The sequence below is a fragment of the Pseudomonas sp. Irchel s3f19 genome, from assembly GCF_900187555.1.
Taxonomy (GTDB): Bacteria; Pseudomonadota; Gammaproteobacteria; order Pseudomonadales; family Pseudomonadaceae; genus Aquipseudomonas; species Aquipseudomonas capeferrum.
Genome location: NZ_FYDW01000015.1, coordinates 19,006 through 38,837 on the forward strand (window position 1 = coordinate 19,006; position 19,832 = coordinate 38,837).

The 19,832-nt window shown below is 65.3% G+C and carries 18 protein-coding genes; 9 read left to right on the top strand and 9 right to left on the bottom strand.

Going from position 1 to position 19,832, the window contains the following annotated elements; translation table 11 throughout:
- Nucleotides 1-4 precede the first annotated feature (4 nt).
- From CKW22_RS23805 to CKW22_RS23825, 5 genes are all read right to left on the bottom strand, one after another.
- Nucleotides 5-1,198 (bottom strand): acetyl-CoA C-acyltransferase, encoded by a 1,194-nt coding sequence (locus CKW22_RS23805; protein ID WP_095065249.1) that lies wholly within the window; start codon nt 1,196-1,198, stop codon nt 5-7.
- Between the two features lie 12 nt (nt 1,199-1,210).
- The gene (locus CKW22_RS23810) at nt 1,211-1,978 is read right to left on the bottom strand and encodes an SDR family NAD(P)-dependent oxidoreductase (RefSeq protein WP_033700311.1); all 768 of its coding nucleotides are present in this window, start codon (nt 1,976-1,978) and stop codon (nt 1,211-1,213) included.
- Nucleotides 1,979-1,989: 11 nt separating this feature from the next.
- Nucleotides 1,990-3,636 carry an acyl-CoA synthetase gene (locus CKW22_RS23815; RefSeq protein ID WP_033700313.1) on the bottom strand — a complete coding sequence of 549 codons (1,647 nt, stop codon included), beginning with the start codon at nt 3,634-3,636 and terminating at the stop codon, nt 1,990-1,992.
- Nucleotides 3,637-3,899: 263 nt separating this feature from the next.
- Entirely contained in the window at nt 3,900-4,922 is a 1,023-nt protein-coding gene (locus CKW22_RS23820) for an AraC family transcriptional regulator (protein WP_095065251.1), read from the bottom strand.
- 57 nt (nt 4,923-4,979) lie between these two features.
- Nucleotides 4,980-5,843, bottom strand: a complete 864-nt coding sequence (locus tag CKW22_RS23825; RefSeq protein WP_033700317.1) for a LysR substrate-binding domain-containing protein — start codon at nt 5,841-5,843, stop codon at nt 4,980-4,982.
- Between the two features lie 134 nt (nt 5,844-5,977).
- On the opposite strand from CKW22_RS23825, the gene CKW22_RS23830 reads away from it, so the two are divergent.
- From CKW22_RS23830 to panB, 3 genes are all read left to right on the top strand, one after another.
- Nucleotides 5,978-7,084, top strand: coding sequence for a 2-aminoethylphosphonate--pyruvate transaminase (locus tag CKW22_RS23830; protein WP_047583905.1), 1,107 nt, complete (start codon nt 5,978-5,980; stop codon nt 7,082-7,084).
- A 34-nt stretch (nt 7,085-7,118) separates the two neighbouring features.
- A complete protein-coding gene (gene phnX / locus CKW22_RS23835; RefSeq protein ID WP_033700321.1) occupies nt 7,119-7,946 on the top strand; it encodes a phosphonoacetaldehyde hydrolase in 828 nt (275 codons plus the stop codon).
- A 149-nt stretch (nt 7,947-8,095) separates the two neighbouring features.
- Complete coding sequence (gene panB / locus CKW22_RS23840) at nt 8,096-8,911, top strand: 3-methyl-2-oxobutanoate hydroxymethyltransferase (protein WP_033700322.1); 816 nt, start codon at nt 8,096-8,098, stop codon at nt 8,909-8,911.
- Here panB and CKW22_RS23845 read toward each other — a convergent pair.
- Nucleotides 8,899-10,308: a PLP-dependent aminotransferase family protein gene (locus CKW22_RS23845; RefSeq protein ID WP_095065253.1), complete on the bottom strand. Its 1,410-nt coding sequence runs from the start codon at nt 10,306-10,308 to the stop codon at nt 8,899-8,901. The two genes, panB and CKW22_RS23845, sit on opposite strands and share 13 nt — an antisense overlap.
- A gap of 79 nt (nt 10,309-10,387) precedes the next feature.
- The gene (locus tag CKW22_RS23850; protein WP_033700327.1) at nt 10,388-11,452 is read right to left on the bottom strand and encodes an AI-2E family transporter; all 1,065 of its coding nucleotides are present in this window, start codon (nt 11,450-11,452) and stop codon (nt 10,388-10,390) included.
- A 131-nt stretch (nt 11,453-11,583) separates the two neighbouring features.
- Between CKW22_RS23850 and yegQ the strand changes: the two genes are divergently transcribed.
- From yegQ to CKW22_RS23880, 6 genes are all read left to right on the top strand, one after another.
- A complete protein-coding gene (gene yegQ, locus CKW22_RS23855) occupies nt 11,584-12,918 on the top strand; it encodes a tRNA 5-hydroxyuridine modification protein YegQ (protein WP_033700329.1) in 1,335 nt (444 codons plus the stop codon).
- A 78-nt stretch (nt 12,919-12,996) separates the two neighbouring features.
- Nucleotides 12,997-14,688, top strand: a complete 1,692-nt coding sequence (locus CKW22_RS23860; protein WP_095065255.1) for a copper resistance system multicopper oxidase — start codon at nt 12,997-12,999, stop codon at nt 14,686-14,688.
- Entirely contained in the window at nt 14,681-15,550 is an 870-nt protein-coding gene (locus CKW22_RS23865) for a copper resistance protein B (protein ID WP_047583903.1), read from the top strand. Before CKW22_RS23860 ends, CKW22_RS23865 begins: the two co-directional genes overlap by 8 nt.
- Nucleotides 15,551-15,564: 14 nt before the next feature.
- Nucleotides 15,565-15,993 (top strand): DUF411 domain-containing protein, encoded by a 429-nt coding sequence (locus CKW22_RS23870; protein ID WP_033700334.1) that lies wholly within the window; start codon nt 15,565-15,567, stop codon nt 15,991-15,993.
- Nucleotides 15,993-16,430 (top strand): YqaA family protein, encoded by a 438-nt coding sequence (locus CKW22_RS23875; RefSeq protein WP_033700336.1) that lies wholly within the window; start codon nt 15,993-15,995, stop codon nt 16,428-16,430. Before CKW22_RS23870 ends, CKW22_RS23875 begins: the two co-directional genes overlap by 1 nt.
- A 75-nt stretch (nt 16,431-16,505) precedes the next feature.
- Nucleotides 16,506-17,504, top strand: a complete 999-nt coding sequence (locus CKW22_RS23880; protein WP_033700337.1) for an alpha/beta fold hydrolase — start codon at nt 16,506-16,508, stop codon at nt 17,502-17,504.
- 2 nt (nt 17,505-17,506) lie between these two features.
- Here CKW22_RS23880 and zapE read toward each other — a convergent pair whose 3' ends face one another.
- Together zapE and CKW22_RS23890 are read right to left on the bottom strand one after the other, a co-directional pair.
- The gene (gene zapE / locus CKW22_RS23885) at nt 17,507-18,616 is read right to left on the bottom strand and encodes a cell division protein ZapE (protein ID WP_033700339.1); all 1,110 of its coding nucleotides are present in this window, start codon (nt 18,614-18,616) and stop codon (nt 17,507-17,509) included.
- A gap of 48 nt (nt 18,617-18,664) precedes the next feature.
- On the bottom strand, nt 18,665-19,813 hold the full coding sequence (locus CKW22_RS23890; RefSeq protein ID WP_033700340.1) for a PQQ-dependent sugar dehydrogenase: 1,149 nt from the start codon (nt 19,811-19,813) through the stop codon (nt 18,665-18,667).
- Between the last annotated feature and the right edge of the window lie 19 nt (nt 19,814-19,832).

The following is a 19,832-nucleotide window of genomic DNA, read 5'->3' on the forward strand; positions in this document are numbered from 1 at the left end:
CACCTCAATACAGGCATTCGACGGCCATGGCCGTGGCCTCGCCACCGCCGATGCAGATGGCGGCCACGCCCCGGCGCAGGTTGTTCTGGCGCAGGGCCGACAGCAAGGTCACCAAAATCCGCGCACCCGAGGCACCGATCGGGTGGCCCAGCGCGCAGGCACCGCCGTGGATGTTGACCTTGTCATGCGGCAGGTCGAGGTGCTTCATGGCCGCGAGGGTGACGACGGCAAAGGCTTCGTTGATCTCGAACAGGTCCACCTCGGCCAGGTTCCAGCCGGTGCGCTTCATCAGTTTGTCGATGGCGCCGATCGGCGCGGTGGGGAACAGCGCCGGAGCATCGGCGAACGCCGCATGGCCATGAATGACGGCCAGGGGTTTCAAACCGCGCTTTTCAGCTTCGCTACGGCGCATCAGCACCAGTGCCGCGGCGCCGTCGGAAATCGAACTGGCGTTGGCCGCTGTCACCGTCCCGCCCTCACGGAAGGCCGGCTTGAGCTGCGGGATCTTGTCCAGACGCGCCTTGGGCGGTTGTTCGTCATCCTTGATCACGCGCTTTTCCTTGCCTTCGGTGACCTCTACCGGGACGATCTCGGCGCTGAAGCGGCCGTTGTTGATGGCGTCCTGGGCGCGGGTCAGCGAGCTGATGGCGAAGGCATCCTGGGCTTCGCGGCTAAAGCCGCCAGCCTGCGCGCAATCCTCGGCGAAGGTGCCCATCAGGCGCCCTTTGTCGTAAGCGTCTTCCAGGCCGTCCATGAACATATGGTCAATGATCTTGCCATGCCCCATGCGGTAGCCACTGCGGGCCTTGTCCAGCAGGTAGGGCGCGTTGGTCATGCTCTCCATGCCACCGGCCACCACCACATCGGCGCTGCCGGCCAGCAGCAGGTCATGGGCCATGATCGCCGCCTGCATGCCCGAACCGCACATCTTGTTCAGGGTGGTGCAGGTGGTGTGTTTATCCAGGCCGGCGCCCAGCGCCGCCTGACGTGCAGGCGCCTGCCCCAGGCCTGCCGGCAGCACGCAACCGAACAGCACCTGCTCGACGCTGGTGGCCTGGATGCCGGCGCGCTCGACGGCGGCGCGGATTGCGGCGGCGCCCAGTTGCGGCGCGGTCAGGCTCTTGAGGTCGCCCTGCAGGCCGCCCATGGGCGTGCGCACGGCGTTGACGATGACAATCGGGTCGTTGGCGAGGGTCATGTTCATTTCTCCTTACTTGGCAGCCATGCGCAGTGCGCCGTCGAGGCGGATCACCTCGCCGTTGAGCATGCTGTTCTCGATGATGTGGCGGGCCAGTGCGGCGTATTCCTGCGGGCGGCCCAGGCGTGGCGGGAACGGTACGCCAGCGGCAAGCGAGTCGCGCACTTCCTGGGTCATACCGGCCATCATGGGCGTCTCGAAAATGCCTGGGGCTATGGTCATCACGCGGATACCGAAACGCGCCAGCTCACGGGCCGCTGGCAGCGTGAGGCTGGCGATGGCGCCCTTGGACGCGGCGTAGGCGGCCTGGCCGATCTGCCCGTCATAGGCGGCGATGGACGCGGTGTTGATGATCACACCCCGTTCTGCGCCTTCGTCAGCCGGGCCCTCGGCCATCGCCGCCGCCGTCAGGCGCAGCAGGTTGAAGCTGCCAATCAGGTTGACGTTGATGACCTTGGCGAAGCTCGCCAGCCCATGCGGCCCTTGCTTGCCCAGGACCTTCTCGGCGCCGACGATACCGGCGCAGTTGACCAGGCCATGAATGCTGCCAAACGCGCTGACGGCGGCGTCGACCGCAGCCTTGGCGGCCTGCTCGTCGCTGATGTCAGCGACTGCGAAACGGGCGTTGTCGCCCAGTTCACGCGCCTTGGCTTCGACGGCCTGGGCATTGAGGTCGACCAGCATGACCTTGGCACCCGCCTCGATCAGCATTTGCGCGGTGGCGGCACCTAGCCCGGAAGCCGCGCCGCTGACGATGAAATGTTTGTTGATGATCTGCATGGTAGGTTCCCTCAGGCGCTGGCGCTGGCGGCCAGCAGCGCGTGTTGTTTGGCGATTTCCTGGTTGCGCAGGATGAAGCGTTGCAGCTTGCCGCTCGGGGTCTTGGGCAGCTCGCTGACGAATTCGATTTCACGCGGGTAGGCGTGGGCATACAGGCGCTGGCGCACGTGTTGGCGCAAGGTCTCTTCCAGCTCAGCGGTGCCTGACACACCGTTGGCCAATACCACGAAGGCCTTGATCAGTTCGGTGCGCTCGGGGTCGGGCTTGCCGATCACCGCCGCCTCGATGACTGCCGGGTGTTCGATCAGCGCGCTTTCCACATCGAACGGGCCAACCCGGTAGCCGGAGGTGGTGATCACGTCGTCGCTGCGGCCGACAAAACTGATGCTGCCGTCAGCGTTGAGCTCGACAGTGTCGCCGCTGAGGTAGTACTTGCCCACGAAAGATCGGGTAGGCACACCGTGGTAACCACCGAACCAGCAAAGCGGCGATTGCTCGCGGTCAACCGCCAGGATGCCTGGCTGGCCGACCGGTAATTCTGCGCCCTGTTCATCCAGAACGACGATGCGGTGACCGGGAATGGCGAACCCGGCTGACCCCAGGTGTACCGGGTGTTTGAGAGCATGGTGGTTGCACAGCACCATGCCCAGTTCGGTCTGGCCGTAATGATCGTGGATGGTCACACCCAGCTCGTCGGCGAACCAGCGAATCACCTCCGGGTTGAGCGGTTCGCCCGCGCTGCTGACGACCCGCAGGCGCCCCTTGATCGGCGCGGAGAACTCGCTACCCGCGGCAATCAGCAGCCGATAGGCCGTGGGTGAGCCCGCCAGGTTGGTGATGCCCAGCTTGTTGATGACCCGCGCGCAGCTCTCGACGCTGAACGGGCCATCGTAGAAGGTGGTGGCGTGGCCCAGCGACAGCGGGCCGGTCACCGCGTAATACAGGCCATACGCCCAGCCTGGGTCGGCCAGGTTCCAGAAGTTGTCCTCGGGGCGCAGGCCGATGGCATCGCGCATGTAGCCCTGGAAGGCCACAATCGCGCGCAGCGGCACCTCCAAGGGTTTGGCAGGGCCGGTGGTGCCGGAGGTGAACATCAGCAGGAACGGGTCATCGCCCGAGCGCATGACGGGCTCACAGACGGCTGAGGCCGTCGCCAGGCATTGTTGGAAATCCAGCTCGCCACTGCGGGCGTTGACCGTGATGATCGTCGGGCAGGCCTGCACATCGTCCAGCTTGGCGCGATTGTGGCTGTCGGTGACGACGACCCGGGCGTGGGACTGCTCCAGGCGGTGTTCGATGGCCTTAGGCCCGAACGCGGTGAACAGCGGCTGGTACACCGCCCCCAGGCGCCAGGTGGCGAGAATGGTGACCAGCAGCTCGGGGGTACGCGGCATCAGGCCGGCAACCCGGTCGCCGGCACCCACGCCCTGCGCCTTGAGCACATTGGCAAAACGGGCAGCTTGCGCCTTCAGCTGATCGAAGCTGTGGCGCGTGCTGTTGCCCTCGCGGTCCTCGTGGATCAGCGCCAGCTTGCCGTCACCGGCATGCCGATCACAGCATTCGACACAGGCATTGAGGGCAGCGAGGTTGCCATGCAGCGCCGTGCTGGCGGCCTGGGCAAGGTCGAACGCTCGAACGGCCTCGGCGTAATCACGCATCGTCTGACTCCTGGTTCTTGTTTTTGGAGTTTAACCATCAGTCCGACGATGTTCGCGCCGCTCAATCGCGGCGGCAATGGCCAAAGCTGTCAATCTGGATGACCGGTTTGGCCGCCCTCGTTCACCCCGCTGCGCGCTTGGCTGCACGCAGGTAGGACTGGGTGAGCCCGCTGATCAGGCGCTCGGTATCCATGCTCTGCTGTTCCCGCAGGCCGCTTTACGCAGAGGGAAGCGGCCCGCGAGGCCTTGCCACGGCAGCGCCCTCAGCGCCCCGAATCGCGTGCCTGAATCAATGCCCGGTAGTGCCCCGGGTTACAGCCAAACCACTTGCGAAACGCCTTGTAGAACGAACTGCTGTCGGCAAACCCAAGACGCTCGGCGATCTCGCCCATGGCCGCCTCTTCCTCGCTCAACCAGGCGATCGCCAGCTCACGGCGCACGCTGTCTTTCAAGCCCTGGTAGTTCTGCCCCTCCTCGGCCAGGCGCCGGCGCAGGGTCGAGGGCGACAGGCACAACTGGCGCGCCAGGCTGTCACCGTCGGGCCAATGCTCCGGGGCCAGGCGCAGCAGGTCGGTGCGGATACGCCGCCCAAGGCTTGCAGGGTCACGGTATTTGACCAGAATGTTGCCCGGCGCTTCGGCAAGAAAGCGCTGCAATTCCTCCTCGCTGCGCCGCAGTGGCAGTTCGAGGCATTCGGCGGCGATGATCATGCGCGTGCGCGGGCGTTCGAACTGCAGGTTCTCCGAAAACATCACCCGATAGTCGTCACAGAACGGTGGCTCGGCGCAGCGCAGGTCGATAGCCAGAATCGGGATGCGCCGCCCGGCCAGCCAGCAGGCCACGCCATGCACGATCATCCAGAAGGTGAAATACGTGAAGGCGCGACGGGGTTCGTCACGCGGCTCGTTGATGACGATCTCGGCCAGGCCTTCCTGGCGAACCAAACTTGGCTGCAGGTCTTCGAGCATCAGCGACAGGAACGCCAACGCGGTTTCCAGCGCCGTGCCCAAGCTCGGCTGGCCCATGCTCGCCCGGCACATGAACGCCAGGCTGCCGCTGCGCAGGCCACGCGGGTCCATGGCGAAGAACTCGTCATTGCAGCGCCGCGCCAGCAAACGCCAGAGGCGGGCATAGGCGTCGGCACTGACCCGTGCAGCGGGCAGGTGCAAGTGCTCGACGGCAATGCCAGCCCGCGCCAGCAAGCCGCTGTCGGGTTCACCCTTCGGGCAGGTCTGCAACAGCGCTTCGCGCACCAGCTGCATGGAGATAGTGTCTTTATCGCTCATCGACAGTCCTGTCGGTTCTGTGCCGGCCATGTTAGGGCGCCCAGTTGAAAACAGCCATCACAGCCCCGCCGCCAGGCTCAGGAAGGCCTGGATCAGGCGCAGTTCGCGGCGGCGCTCCAGGCAGCCAATCATGTGCTGGTTGAGCAGGCCGTCGCCGGCCAGCGGCCGAGCCACCACCCTGGGGTCATGGGCCACTTCAGTGGACGACACAACGCCAATGCCCAGCTCCGAGGCCACCGCTTCGGTCACTGCCTCGCGGCTGTCCAGCTCCAACAGCACCCGCGGCTGCACGCCCGCCTTGGCGCAGGCCTTGTCAAAGGTACGCCGGGTGGTGGAGCTCGGCTCACGCAGCACCATGATCTGCTGGTGCAGCTCGGCCAGCGGCAAGTCCCCCTCGCCACTGGCCCAGGCATGCCCCGCCGGCAGCAAGGCGCACAGGCGCGATTCACACAGGCTCTGCAAATGCAGGCCCTTGCGCGGTTCGATCTCGGTCAGCACGGCCACGTCGGCATGCTCGCTGAGCAACGCAGCCAGGGTTTCCTGGGCATTGCCCAGGCGCAGGTTGACAGTAATGCCCGGGTAGCGCTCGCGCAGCAGCGCAAGCATCGGCATGACCCGGTGCGGGCCGTCGGCGGCCACTTCCAGGCGCCCGGTCAGCAATTGCCGGTTGGCCTCGAGCATGGCCTGGGCCTCCTCCGCCAGGCCGAACATGGCGCGGGTGATGGCTGCCAACCGCGTGCCCTCCTCGGTCAGCTCCACGCGCCGGGCGGTACGCCGCAACAAGGTGATCTGGTAGTGCTCTTCCAGCGCCTTGACGTGGCCGGTGACGGCCGGCTGGCTGATGAACAACCGCGCCGCAGCGCGGGTGAAGCTACCTTCACGCGCCACCGCATCGAAGGCACGCAGCTGGAACAGGTTCATATCTATCGGCCCGACTTATGGCTGGCATAACAACAAACAATTTGATTGATAGCACAGTGAATTGCAACCTTGGCTCCGTAGTTTCAGCGCCAGATTTTTCGGCTCACCACCCGCCGCTTGTGAGGAACCACGGAATGAGCAACGCCCCGATCCTGCTGACCCCCGGCCCCCTGACCACTTCAGCCCGTACCCGCCAAGCCATGCTGGTGGACTGGGGCTCCTGGGACCGCGACTTCAACCAACTCACGGCCAGCGTCTGCGAGCAATTGCTGGCGATCATCGACGGCAGCGCCAGCCACCACTGCGTGCCCCTGCAAGGCAGCGGCACCTTCGCCGTGGAAGCTGCCATCGGCACTCTGGTTCCGCGTGACGGCAAGGTGCTGGTGTTGATCAACGGGGCCTACGGCCAACGCCTGGCGAAGATCTGCAAGGTGCTGGGGCGCACCTGCAGCACCTTCGAAACCGCCGAAGACCAGCCGACCACCGCCGCCGACGTCGACCGCCTGCTGGCTGCCGACCCGGGTGTCACCCACGTGGCGCTGATCCACTGCGAAACCAGCACCGGCATCCTCAACCCGCTGCCAGAGATCGCCCAGGTGATCAAACGCCACGGCAAGCGCCTGATCATCGATGCCATGAGCTCGTTCGGCGCCCTGCCGATCGATGCCCGTGCAGTCCCCTTCGAGGCATTGATCGCCGCCTCCGGCAAATGCCTGGAAGGCGTACCTGGCATGGGCTTCGTCTTCGCCGAAAAAACCGCACTGGCCGCAGCCGAAGGCAACGCCCACTCCCTGGCCATGGACCTGTACGACCAGCACACCTACATGGCCAAGACCGGCCAGTGGCGCTTCACCCCACCCACCCACGTGGTCGCGGCGCTGCACGAAGCACTGCAACAGTACAACGAGGAAGGCGGCCTGCCCGCCCGCCACCAGCGCTACGCCGACAACTGCAAGACGCTGCTGGACGGCATGGCCGCCATCGGCCTGCGCAGTTTCCTGCCCGCCGACATCCAGGCGCCGATCATCGTCACCTTCCATGCCCCGAACGACGCCCGCTACCAGTTCAAGGACTTCTACGAGCGGGTCAAGGCCAAGGGCTTCATCCTCTACCCCGGCAAGCTGACCCAGGTCGAAACCTTCCGCGTCGGCTGCATCGGCGTGGTCGGGCCAGACGGCATGCAGGCCGCCGTAAATGCCGTGGCCGACGTACTGCGGGAAATGGAAGTACTGACCATCTGACCCTTTGCCCACCCGACTTCAGGAATTAGCGCACATGAACTACAGCAACCCAACACAGCTGCAAGCCGCCATCCTCGACTGGGCCGGCACCGTGGTCGATTTCGGCTCGTTCGCCCCGACGCAGATCTTCGTCGAAGCCTTCGCCGAGTTCGATGTCCAGGTCTCCATCGAAGAAGCCCGTGGCCCGATGGGCATGGGCAAGTGGGACCACATCCGCACCCTGTGCAACGTGCCAGACATCGCCGAGCGCTACCGCAAGGTGTTCGGCCGCACCCCGACCGACGATGACGTCACCGCCCTCTACAACCGCTTCATGCCGCTGCAGATCGAAAAAATCGCCGTGCACTCGGCGCTGATCCCAGGCGCGCTGGACACCCTCACCGGCCTGCGCCAGGGCGGCCTGAAGATCGGCTCGTGCTCGGGTTACCCGAAGGTGGTCATGGACAAGGTGGTGGCGCTGGCCGCGCAGAACGGCTACGTGGCCGACCATGTAGTGGCCACCGACGAAACCCCGAATGGCCGCCCATGGCCGGCCCAGGCCCTGGCCAACGTGATTGCCCTGGGCATCGATGACGTGGCGGCCTGTGTGAAGGTCGATGACACCGTACCGGGCATCCTCGAAGGCCGTCGTGCGGGCATGTGGACCGTGGCCCTGGTGTGCTCCGGCAATGCCTTGGGGCTGACCTGGGAAGGCTACCAGGCGCTGAGTGCCGAGGCGCTGGAGAGCGAGCGCAAGCGCATTCATGCGCTGTTCGCCAGTTCCCGCCCGCACTACCTGATCGACACCATCAACGAGCTGCCCGAGGTGATTGCCGATATCAACCAGCGCCTGGCCAAGGGCGAGATGCCGCAGGCCTGCTGACCGTCGCGCTTGGCGCCTGGGGTTGCCTTGCAGCCCCAGGCGCGCATCTGGGTTGTTTTCCAGGGCCATTCTGTACATTGCGCCGTGACTGCGAAACTCAATAATCGGGCCACCTCTTTCCTGACGATTACACCGCAAAGGGAACACCGATGAGCACGCATACCCGCAACAGACGGCTGACGGTACCGCAGCTGGTGGCCATGAAAGGCCGGCAGAAAATCGTTTCGCTGACGGCCTACTCCAGCGCTATTGCCAAGGTCATCGACCCCCTGGTCGATTTCATTCTGGTGGGTGACTCCACCGCGATGGTCGGCTACGGCCGCCCGTCCACCCTGGGCATGCGCCTGGACGAAATCATTGGCCATACCCGGGCGGTCGTAGACAGCACGCGCCTGGCCTGCGTGATCGCCGACATGCCATTCGGCAGCTACCAGGAATCCCATGAGCAGGCGTTTCGCAACTGCGCCCAGGTACTCGCCAGCACCGGTTGCGACGCGGTAAAGCTGGAGGCCAACCAAGCCTTGGCAAGCACCGTGGCGTTTCTGGTCGCGCGCGGCATACCGGTCATGGCGCACATCGGCCTGATGCCGCAGTTCATCAATGTGATGGGCGGCTACAAGGCCCAAGGCCTGAGCCCCGACAGTGGCGCTGCACTGCGTGCCGATGCGCAGGCCAACCTTGAGGCCGGTGCCTTCAGCCTGGTGCTCGAAGGCGTGGCCGAACCCATTGCCCGCGCCATCACCGAGGCCACCGACAAACCGACCATCGGCATTGGCGCCTCACCCGCTTGCGATGGCCAGGTGCTGGTCACCGAAGACCTGCTGGGGCTGGGCGGCGAGCACGTGCCACGCTTCGTCAAGCAGTATGCCGACGTAGGCCAGGTGATCCGCGAGGCCTGCGCCCGCTACGCTGACGAAGTGCGCAACGGCGCCTTCCCCGAAATGCATCACTGCTACGGGGTCTGAGCCTCGTCCTGAATCGCCTTGACCAGGCGTTGCAGCGCCTGGCCAATGTCCTTGTCCCAGTCCAGCGTGTAGCACAGCCGCAGGCGGCCCTGCCAAAGGCCACGTTGGCTGAAGATTTCCCCCGGCGCGATGACGATGCGCTGGGCCAACAGCCGCTCGAAGACCCGGCGCATGTCCACTGGCCGGGTCGCCGCCAGCCACAGGCTCGCCCCGCCCTGCGGCTCGACGATACGCAGGCAGCCTTGGCCGTGGGCCTCCAGCAACGCCTTCATATACAGCATGCGAGCGCGCAGCAAAGGCCGCAGGCGTTGCAGATGCTGCTCTACCCGACGCGAGGTGAACAACTTGGCGATCGCCCTCTGGCGAATCGGTGACAACCGAAAACCGCGCTCCAGAAACACGTGCTGCAAGCGCTCGGCATGGCGCTTGCAAAGCAGATAGCCATAAGGCGCCTCGGCACCGATCACCTTGTCGAAGGCAGCGAACACCAACAGCCGGTCGGGGTCGGCGAAATCACGATAGCGCGGCGCCGCCTCGTGGAAACACAGTTCGCCATAACCGTCGTTCTCGAACAGCCACACCTCGCGCTCGGCCAGCCAGCGGCAGATCTGCTGTTTGTCCTCGGCCGGCATCAGGCCACCCTGAGGCGCATTGGTGGTTGAGGACAGCACTGCCAGGCGTACCGGCGCGTTGCTCAGCAGTTGCTGCAAGTGCTGCAGGTCGAACCGACCGTCGTCGCCCAAGGGCACTTCGATGATGGTCATGCGCGCGGCCTGCAACTGCCTCAGTACCGCCCAGCTGCAGGGCGACTCGACCAGCGCCACCTCGCCTTCGAGGTTCAGGGCACGCACCGCCAGCTCCAGCATGCTGCGCAGGTCGGCACCGATGAACACGTGCTCGGCTTGCCAGCAAAGCTGCGCCGAGCGGGTATAAATGCCCGCCAGCACGCTGCGCAATTCAGGTTCACCGAACGGTTGATACAGCGGCACTTGGGCACGCGGGTATTGGCGCGCCAGCTCCCGTTCGATCATCAGCAGCGGTTTATCCAGCGACAGCAGCATGGCCGGCGCATCACTGCCAAGGGCCAGCATGCCAGGCTGGCGAGCGCTGGCAAACACGGTGTCGAGCAAGCTCGCGGAGGGCTCCCTGCGCAACGGCGCGCTGCGGGTGACGGTGAAGTAGCCCCGCTTGGGCCGCGCAATCACCCGCCCCTGATCCTCGAGCAGCGCATAGGCGTACTTGGTGCTGGAGACCGAAACACTCAGCCGCTGGGCCAGATCACGCAACGACGGCATGCGCTGCTCCACGTCGCAAGGCGTCGCCTCGATCCAGTCGAGCAGGTAGCGGTAGACCGCCTGGTAGGTGAAGCCGGGTTTGTCGCTGTGGCGGGTATCCATACTCGGGCATCGTAGGCAGATAACGGCTACAGGGTAAACGAAAGCCCCTGCCCAGCGTCCAGCATCAGCGGCGCAACCTTTATTCCGGCAACTGCACCTGCGGCTTGGTCGCGGCAAAAATCGCCCAGCTCGACACGAACAACGCCGCGATCAACGGCCCGATCACGAACCCGTTGAGCCCGAACACCGCCAGCCCGCCCAAGGTGGAAACCAGGATCAGGTAGTCTGGCATGCGCGTATCCTTGCCCACCAGAATCGGCCGCAGCACGTTGTCCACCAGGCCGATCACCAGCACGCCGAAAGCGCTCAGGATCACCCCCGGCAAAATCGCCCCGGTCAGCAGGAAGTACGCCGCCACCGGCGCCCACACGATGCCCGCCCCCACCGCTGGCAACAGCGACAGAAACGCCATCAGCACCGCCCACACCAGCGCACTCGGAATATCCAGCACCCAGAAGATCAGACCGCCCAGCGCGCCCTGGGTAATGGCAACCAGCACGTTGCCCTTGACCGTCGCCCGCACCACACGGTTGAACTTCAACTGCAACCGGCGCTTCTGGTGCTCGGGCAGTGGCACCGCCAACCGCACTCGCCTGGCGACTTCCGGCCCCTCACGCAGAAAGAAGAACAGCAGGTACATCATGATGCCGAAGCTGATCAGGAACTCGAACGTGCCCTGGCCAAAGTTGAATGCCTGGCTGGCCAGCACCTGGCTACCCTGCGTGGCCCACTTGGTGATCTTGTCGCGCAGCCCATCCAGGTTACCCATGCCCATGCTGTCCAGGCTGTGCTGCGCGAAGGCCGGCAGCATGACCTTGCCGCGCTCGACGTAGCCGGCGATATCCAGTTGCCCGCTCTCGATGCGCTGGTACAGCGTGGCGCCCTCCTGTACTAGCAGGGCACTGGTGATGATGACCGGCAGTACCGCCACCAGCAGGCACACCATCAAGGTGGTGAACGCTGCCAGGTTGCGCCGCCGCCCAAAGCGGATCAGCAGGTTCCGCTGCAAGGGGGCAAACAGGATGCCCAGTATCACCGCCCAGAAGATCGCACCGTAGTACGGCAGCAGGATCCAGACGAAGGCAATGGTCACCAGCGTCAGGAGGACTGCCAGGGCTTTGTTCTGTAGAGCGGTTGGGTTCATGGCACTTCCTCGCGGGTTCTTGGACATTAGTGCCCGCCGCTGCCGCAAAAGTGCCGCTGCTCCGTTGATTCAGGTCAATACGCTGTGGCCGGCAGGTGCTTAGCATCCGCACCTTTTGCCCCGGTGCGTCCATGAACCCTCCCGCCAAGCCCGAACTGCTGGCCCCCGCCGGCTCCCTCAAGAGCATGCGTTATGCCTTCGCCTATGGCGCCGACGCGGTCTATGCCGGCCAGCCGCGCTACAGCTTGCGGGTGCGCAACAACGAATTCGACCACGCCAACCTGGCGCTGGGCATCCAGGAAGCGCATGCCCTGGGCAAGCACTTCTACGTGGTGGTCAACATCGCCCCGCACAATGCCAAGCTCAAGACTTTCCTCAAGGACCTCGCACCGGTGATCGCGATGGCACCGGATGCGCTGATCATGTCCGACCCCGGCCTGATCATGCTGGTGCGCCAGCACTACCCAGAGATGCCAGTACACCTGTCGGTGCAGGCCAACACGGTCAACTGGGCCAGCGTGCAGTTCTGGCAACAGCAGGGGATAAGCCGAGTGATTTTGTCGCGGGAGCTGTCGCTGGAGGAGATCGAAGAAATCCGCCAGCAGGTGCCGGGCATGGAGCTGGAGGTTTTCGTCCACGGCGCGCTGTGCATGGCCTATTCCGGCCGCTGCCTGCTGTCGGGCTACCTCAACAAGCGCGACGCGAACCAGGGCAGCTGCACCAATGCCTGCCGCTGGAAGTACCAGGCCACGCCCGCCGGCGAAGACGCCACGGGCGACATCGTGCGCCAGGTCGAGCCGACCCTGGGCCTCGGTGCGCCCACCGAGCACGTCTTCCTGCTGCACGAAAGCAACCGCCCAGACGACGCGATGCCGGCGTTCGAGGACGAGCACGGCACCTACATCATGAACGCCAAGGACCTGCGCGCCATCCAGCACGTCGGGCGCCTGGCCGGCATGGGCGTGCACTCGCTGAAGATCGAGGGCCGGACCAAGTCGCACTTTTACTGCGCCCGCGCGGTGCAGTCGTACCGCCAGGCGATCGATGACGCCGTGGCCGGCCGGCCTTTCGATCGCGCCCTGATGGACAACCTTGAATCCCTGGCCCAGCGCGGTTACACCGAAGGTTTTCTGCGCCGGCATGTGCACGACGAGTACCAGAACTACCAGCGTGGCAACTCACTGTCCGAACGCCAGCAGTTCGTCGGCGAGCTGACCGGCGCGCGCGTGGACGGCCTGGCCGAGGTCAAGGTCAAGAACCGCTTCGCCGTGGGCGACCACCTGGAGCTGATGACACCGCGTGGCAACTACCATTTCGACCTGCACCGCCTGTGCGGCCGCCAGCAGCAAGCCCTCGAAGTGGCCCCAGGGGACGGCCATGTGGTGTACCTGCCGATCCCTGAACAGGTCTCCCTGGAGTACGGCCTGCTGATGCGCGACCTGCGCCACGAAGAAGCCGCCGCCTGACAACGCTGTAATGTGCAGCTCAGCTGGCTGACAGCCGGCACAAGCGAACATCGGGGCTCTCTCGCATGAGGCCTCGCCATGTTGCGCACCCCCTCCCGTCGTACCTTCGTCAAAGGCCTGGGCGCCGCCACCACACTGGCAGGCCTTGGCCTGTGGCGGCCGTTGGCCCAGGCAGCCGATGGCCGCGACCTGGCCGGGCAGCACTTCGAGCTGTCGGTCGGCCAGAGCGCCGTCAATATCACCGGCCGCCCGCGCACAGCCCTCACCGTCAACAACAGCCTGCCCGGCCCGGTGCTGCGCTGGCGCGAAGGTGATACGGTCAGCCTGCGCGTGCGCAACCACCTCGATCAGGCCACCTCGATCCACTGGCATGGCATCCTTCTGCCGGCCAACATGGACGGCGTCCCTGGCCTGAGCTTTGCCGGTATCGAGCCTGGGGGCAGCTACCTCTACCAGTTCACCCTGCGCCAAAGCGGCACCTACTGGTACCACAGCCATTCCGGGCTGCAGGAGCAGGCGGGGGTGTATGGGGCGATCGTCATCGAACCCCGCGAAGCCGAGGCGCACCGCTACCAGCGTGACCATGTGCTGCTGTTCAGCGACTGGTCGGACCAACCTCCCGAGCAGCTGCTGGCGACACTGAAGAAGCAGTCCGACGCCTTCAACTACCACAAGCGCACGCTCGGTGACTTCATCGATGACGTGGCTGACAATGGCTGGCGCGCTACGGTCGCCGAACGCATGGGCTGGGCAAGCATGCGCATGAGCCCCACCGACCTTGCCGATATCAGCGCAGCTACCTACACCTACCTGCTCAATGGCCAGCCGCCGGACGGCAACTTCACCTGCCTGTTCCAACCGGGTGAAACCGTGCGCCTGCGGCTGATCAATGCCTCGGCCATGACCTATTTCGACTTTCGCATCCCCGGCCTGAAGCTGACGGTGATCGCCGCCGACGGCCTGCCGGTGACGCCGGTCAGCGTGGACGAACTGCGCATCGCCGTGGCCGAAACCTACGACGCGCTGGTAACCGTCGGCAACCTGCCCGCCTACACCCTGTACGCCCAGAGCATGGACCGCAGCGGCTACGCCCGCGGCACCCTTGCCCGCGCCAGCGGCTTGCAGGCACCGGTGCCGCAGCCCGACCCTCGGCCGGTGCTGAGCATGGCCGACATGGGCCACGGCGCCATGGCCGGCATGGACCACAGCAATATGGCCGGCATGGACCATTCGGCCATGCCCGCCATGCAGCAGCACCCGGCCAGCGAAACCGACAACCCACTGGTGGACATGCAGACCATGGCCCCACAGCCCAACCTCGCCGACCCAGGCATCGGCCTGCGCGGCAATGGCAGGCGGGTGCTGACCTACGCCGACCTGCGCAGCCCCTACCCCGACCCCGACGGCCGCGAACCGTCACGCGACATCGAGCTGCACCTGACCGGCCACATGGAACGCTTCGCCTGGTCGTTCGACGGGGTCAAGTTCAGCGATGCCGCACCGTTGCGCCTGACCTACGGCGAGCGCGTGCGCATCACCCTGGTCAACGACACCATGATGACCCACCCCATCCACCTGCACGGCATGTGGAGCGACCTGGAGGACGAGCACGGGCGCTTTCAGGTGCGCAAGCATACCGTCGACATCCCGCCCGGCAGCCGCCGCTCGTACCGGGTCACTGCCGACGCCCTGGGCCGCTGGGCCTACCACTGCCACCTGCTCTACCACATGGAGACCGGCATGTTCCGCGAGGTACGGGTCGATGAATGAGCCCAACAACCGCCGCATCATCACCGGCGTAGCCCTGCTGGCATTGCTCGCCAGTGAGCGCGTCCTGGCCGCCGGCATGCAGCACATGGACCACGGCGCCATGCCCATGGACCACCGCCAGATGAACCATGCAACGCCGCCTGCGCAGCAACCGCGCACACCATTGCCGATGTTCAGCGACGCCGACCGCCACGCCGCCTTCGCGCCGCTGCCAGGGCACCAGGTGCATGACCGCGCGCTCAACTGGGCAGTGATCGTCGACCAGCTCGAATACCAGCATGTGGACAACGGCAGTGCCTTGAACTGGAACGCCAGCGCCTGGGTCGGCGGCGATATCGACCGGCTGTGGCTGCGCAGCGAAGGCGAGCGCGAGCAAGGCCAGACCCACAAGGCCGAACTGCAGGCGCTGTGGGGCCACGCCATCAGCCCCTGGTGGGAACTGGTCGGCGGCCTGCGCCAAGACTTCAAGCCCGCCAGCGGCCAGGCCTGGGCAGCCTTCGGCATCCAGGGCACACCGCTGTATGGCGTAGAGCTGGAGGCCACCGCCTATGCCGGCGAGCGGCAACAGTCCGCGCTGCGCCTGGAAGCCGCTTACGCTATGCTGCTGACCAACCGCTGGATACTCGAACCCACCCTGGAAGCCAACTTCTTCGGCCGCAACGATGGCGGCCGCGAGCAAGGCACAGGGCTGGCTGACAGCGAGGTCGGCCTGCGCCTGCGCTACGAAATCAGCCGTGGCTTTGCGCCCTACCTCGGGGTCAGTTTCAATCGCCTGCACGGCAACCGCGCCGATCAGGCCCGCGAAGACGGCGAAGACACAGGCCAGACCCGCCTGGTGGCCGGTATCCGCCTGCGTTTCTAAAGGAGTGCTTCACCATGCTGCGCAAACACCTGCTCACCGTCGGCCTGCTGGCCATCACCGGCCTGGCCCAGGCCGCCGAAACCCTCGATGTGTACCGCGACCCCAACTGCGGCTGCTGCAAGGCCTGGATCAGCCACCTGCGCGACAACGGCTTCACCGTCAATGACCACGTCGAACCCAACATGAGCGCGGTCAAGCAACGCCTGGGCGTGGCGCCGCGCCTGGCCTCGTGCCATACCGGGGTGATCGACGGCAAGTTCGTCGAAGGCCATGTACCGGCCGAACAGGTTCGCCTGCTGGCCAAGCGCGACGACCTCAAGGGCCTGGCCGTGCCGGGCATGCCCATGGGCTCGCCGGGCATGGAAATGGGTGACCACAAAGACGCCTACCAGGTCATCGGCGTGACCCAGGATGGCAAGGACACCGTGGTCGCCAACTACTGATGCTCAGCTTATGGGCGCTGTTTTTCAGCGCCTTCGGCGCCGCCACCCTGCTGCCGCTGCAATCGGAGGCGGTGCTGGTCGGCTTGCTGCTGCGCCAGCCCGATGCCTGGGTAACCTTGCTGCTGGTGGCTACCCTGGGCAATGTGCTCGGCTCGGTGGTCAACTGGCTACTGGGGCGGGCCATCGAACACTGGCGTGACAAGCGTTGGTTCCCGTTCAGCGCCGTCCAGCTGGAGCGTGCCCAGCAGCGCTACCAGCGGTGGGGGCAGTGGTCGCTGCTGCTGAGCTGGATGCCAGTGATCGGCGACCCGCTCACCCTGATCGCCGGGATCATGCGCGAGCCGTTCTGGCGCTTCATGCTGCTGGTAACCCTGGCCAAGGCCGGCCGTTACGCGGTGGTGGCAATGATCACTCTGGGCTGGTTTCACGCCTGGTAACACCTTTGCCGCTTGCGGGGGTCAACTCACTGTTACAGTCGCCAATTCCTACATGGCCCTACACGGAGTGCCCCCATGCTGCGCGCAACCGCCCTGGCTCTGGCCTGCCTTGTCGGCGGCCCGGCCATCGCCGCCGAGTCGCCCACCTACGGTAAACAGCTCGAAGGGTTCAGCTACCCTCACCCGCTCAAGCATTTCGATTTCAAATCCCAGGGCCAACCCCTGCAGATGGGCTACATGGACGTGCCTGCCCAAGGTCAGGCCAACGGCCGCAGCGTGCTGCTGATGCATGGCAAGAACTTCTGCGCCGCCACCTGGGAAACCACCATCAATGCCCTGAGCAAGGCCGGCTACCGGGTCATCGCCCCGGACCAGGTCGGCTTCTGCACCTCCAGCAAACCCGCGTATTACCAGTACAGCTTCCAGCAACTGGCAGACAACACCCATGCCCTGCTCGACAAATTGGGCGTGAAGCAGGCCATTGTGCTGGGCCACTCCACAGGCGGCATGCTCGCCACCCGCTATGCACTGATGTACCCGCAGCAGGTCGAGCGCCTGGCGATGGTCAACCCGATCGGCCTTGAGGACTGGAAAGCCCTGGGCGTGCCGTATCGTACGGTGGACCAGTGGTATGCACGGGAGCTCAAGCTCGATGCCGCAGGGGTACGTGAGTATGAGCGCAAGACGTACTACGCCGGGCGCTGGAAGCCGGAGTACGAGCGCTGGGTGCAGATGCTGGTAGGCCTGAACCAAGGCCCGGGCCACGAAGCAGTGGCGTGGAACTCGGCGCTGATCTACGACATGATCTTCACCCAGCCGGTGTACCACGAGTTCAAGGACCTGAAGATGCCGACCCTGCTGCTGATCGGCGATCAGGACACCACGGCCATTGGCAGCGATATCGCACCGCCAGAAGTCAAGGCACAGCTGGGCAAGTACCAGGTGCTGGGGCCGCAGGTGGCCAAGCTGATCCCCCAGGGTGAACTGGTGACATTCGAAGGCATGGGCCACGCGCCGCAGATCGAAGAGCCGGTGCGGTTCAACCGGACCCTGATCGAGTGGCTGGAGCGCTAAGCCTACGAGCCGAAGCGCTGCAGTTGCATCTCGCGCAAGCGGCTCAGGGTGCGTTGGTACGGGAACGCCAGGTACCCTTGCGTGTACAGCGCATCGAGCGGTACCTGCGCCTCCACATACAACGCCACCCGGCGGTCGTAGCATTCGTCGACCAGCGCAATGAACCGGCGCACCGCATCGTCCTTGGGCGACAGCGCCGGCAGTTCACGGTCCCCTGCCGCGACCCGCGCCGCGCCATCTTCTGTACCCCGGGCGATGCGGCCGGCCCGTTGTTCGCCGCCCAACGCCGGTACCCCTTCCAGCAGAATCGAGGGGAAGCGGTCACACAACGCCATGAACTCGGTGGCCGCCAAGGGTTGCTCGCAGAGGTCGCTAAAGCGGCACCAGATGGCCTGCTCGCTGCGCCGGATGACCGTGATCTGCCTGGAGCCTATGGCCAACGGCTGGTCGCTCCCCGGGTCTGCCGGGCTGAGTTGGCGAAACACCTCGGCGAGCACCCCTCGCTCACCGGGTTCGACCACCCAGTAACGCTGGTGCTGCGCGCCCGGGTGCAGGCGATGGTCCTGATCACCGGCCACCGACAGCACCCGCATGTGCCGCTCGATGGCCGCAATTGCCGGCACGAAACGCTCACGGTTGAAGCCGTCGCGGTAGAGCTGGTCTGGTGGCTGGTTGGAGGTAGCGACGATCACCACGCCCTGATCGAACAGTACCTGGAACAGCCGCCCGAGGATGATCGCGTCGCCGATGTCGTTGACGAACAACTCGTCGAAACACAGCACACGAATCTGCCTGGCCAGTTCACGGGCCAGGGCCAGCAGCGGGTCAGCGGTGCCGTTGAGCTGGAACAGGCGCTGGTGCACCCAGGCCATGAAATGGTGAAAGTGCTGGCGTCGGCTGGGCAGTTGCAGGCAGCGGTGGAACTGGTCCATCAGCCAGGTCTTGCCACGGCCGACCGGGCCCCAGAGGTAGATGCCCTGGGTCGGGCGGCCATGTGCCACTGCCTCGAAACAGGCCTGCAGCGCGTTGATCGCATCGGCCTGTGCAGGGTCGTGGACATAGCCGTGGTCGGCCAGGGCTTGTTGGTAGAGGGTCTGCGGGTCTGGGGTCATGCGGCATTATCAGTACCGGCCCCCTCGCCGGCAAGCCGGCCCTGCCCCTCAGCCTTCGTTGAGCCCCACTTTCAACAACTGGCCGTCCTTGTCGTCGGTCAGTACATACAAGTAGCCATCCGGCCCTACCCGCACATCACGGATTCGTGCCTTGAGGTCCCCCAGCAAGCGCTCCTCGTGCACGACCTTGTCGCCCTTGAGCTGCAGACGAATCAGCTCCTGGCTGGCCAGTGCACCAATGAACAGATTATGGTCCCAGCCCTTGAATGTCGGGCTGTCGTAGAACGCCATGCCGCTGATGCCAGGGGACTTCTCCCAGACATGGTGCGGGTCGACCATGCCCTGCACATGCTTGCCCTTGGCCTCCGGAATCGGCAGCAGCGAGTAGTTGATGCCGTGGGTAGCAATCGGCCAGCCGTAGTTTTTGCCGGGCTGCGGAATATTGATTTCGTCACCGCCACGCGGGCCGTGTTCGTGGGTCCAGAGCGTGTCTGTCCAGGGGTTGAGCGCCGCACCCTGCTGGTTACGGTGGCCGAACGACCAGATCTCGGGCCGCACGTTGGCCTGGCCGACGAAGGGGTTGTCCTTGGGCACTTCGCCGTCGGGCAGAATGCGCACGATCTTGCCTTGCAGCTTGTCGAGGTCCTGGGCGGTTGGCCGTTGGTTGTTCTCGCCCAAGGCGATGAACAGATAACCCTCACGGTCGAACACCAGCCGCGAGCCGAAGTGGTTGCCCACCGACAGTTTGGGCTGCTGGCGGAAGATCACGGTGAAGTTCTCCAACCGCGCGCGGTCTTCAGACAACTGGCCCCGGCCAACCGCCGTACCGGCCTTGCCGTCATCGCCCGCTTCGGCATAGGACAGGTAAACGGTACGGTCCTTGCCGAATGCCGGCGACAACACCACATCCAGCAAGCCGCCCTGGCCCTCGGCCCAGACCTTGGGCACACCGCTGATGGGCGGGCCGACCTTGCCTTCGGCGTTCACCAGCCGCAGGTTGCCGGGGCGTTCGGTGACCAGCATGTCTTTGCCACCGGGCAGGAAGGCCAGTGCCCAAGGGTTGCGCAGGCCGTCGGCCACGGTATTGACAGTCAACTGCCCTTGCTCGCTGGGGAACTGCTGTTCGGAGGCCGCTTGTGCCAGCAAAGGCAGTAGCGCGGCAGCGGTCACGGTGGTCAGCCAGGTAGCTCTGGTCATTCAGGGTTCCTTGCAACGG

Coding starts and splice junctions, on each gene's coding strand:
- CKW22_RS23805 (WP_095065249.1), bottom strand. CDS start 1,198: ATGACCCTCGCCAACGACCCGATTGTCATCGTCAACGCCGTGCGCACG.
- CKW22_RS23810 (WP_033700311.1), bottom strand. CDS start 1,978: ATGCAGATCATCAACAAACATTTCATCGTCAGCGGCGCGGCTTCCGGG.
- CKW22_RS23815 (WP_033700313.1), bottom strand. CDS start 3,636: ATGCGTGATTACGCCGAGGCCGTTCGAGCGTTCGACCTTGCCCAGGCC.
- CKW22_RS23820 (WP_095065251.1), bottom strand. CDS start 4,922: ATGAGCGATAAAGACACTATCTCCATGCAGCTGGTGCGCGAAGCGCTG.
- CKW22_RS23825 (WP_033700317.1), bottom strand. CDS start 5,843: ATGAACCTGTTCCAGCTGCGTGCCTTCGATGCGGTGGCGCGTGAAGGT.
- CKW22_RS23830 (WP_047583905.1), top strand. CDS start 5,978: ATGAGCAACGCCCCGATCCTGCTGACCCCCGGCCCCCTGACCACTTCA.
- phnX (WP_033700321.1), top strand. CDS start 7,119: ATGAACTACAGCAACCCAACACAGCTGCAAGCCGCCATCCTCGACTGG.
- panB (WP_033700322.1), top strand. CDS start 8,096: ATGAGCACGCATACCCGCAACAGACGGCTGACGGTACCGCAGCTGGTG.
- CKW22_RS23845 (WP_095065253.1), bottom strand. CDS start 10,308: ATGGATACCCGCCACAGCGACAAACCCGGCTTCACCTACCAGGCGGTC.
- CKW22_RS23850 (WP_033700327.1), bottom strand. CDS start 11,452: ATGAACCCAACCGCTCTACAGAACAAAGCCCTGGCAGTCCTCCTGACG.
- yegQ (WP_033700329.1), top strand. CDS start 11,584: ATGAACCCTCCCGCCAAGCCCGAACTGCTGGCCCCCGCCGGCTCCCTC.
- CKW22_RS23860 (WP_095065255.1), top strand. CDS start 12,997: ATGTTGCGCACCCCCTCCCGTCGTACCTTCGTCAAAGGCCTGGGCGCC.
- CKW22_RS23865 (WP_047583903.1), top strand. CDS start 14,681: ATGAATGAGCCCAACAACCGCCGCATCATCACCGGCGTAGCCCTGCTG.
- CKW22_RS23870 (WP_033700334.1), top strand. CDS start 15,565: ATGCTGCGCAAACACCTGCTCACCGTCGGCCTGCTGGCCATCACCGGC.
- CKW22_RS23875 (WP_033700336.1), top strand. CDS start 15,993: ATGCTCAGCTTATGGGCGCTGTTTTTCAGCGCCTTCGGCGCCGCCACC.
- CKW22_RS23880 (WP_033700337.1), top strand. CDS start 16,506: ATGCTGCGCGCAACCGCCCTGGCTCTGGCCTGCCTTGTCGGCGGCCCG.
- zapE (WP_033700339.1), bottom strand. CDS start 18,616: ATGACCCCAGACCCGCAGACCCTCTACCAACAAGCCCTGGCCGACCAC.
- CKW22_RS23890 (WP_033700340.1), bottom strand. CDS start 19,813: ATGACCAGAGCTACCTGGCTGACCACCGTGACCGCTGCCGCGCTACTG.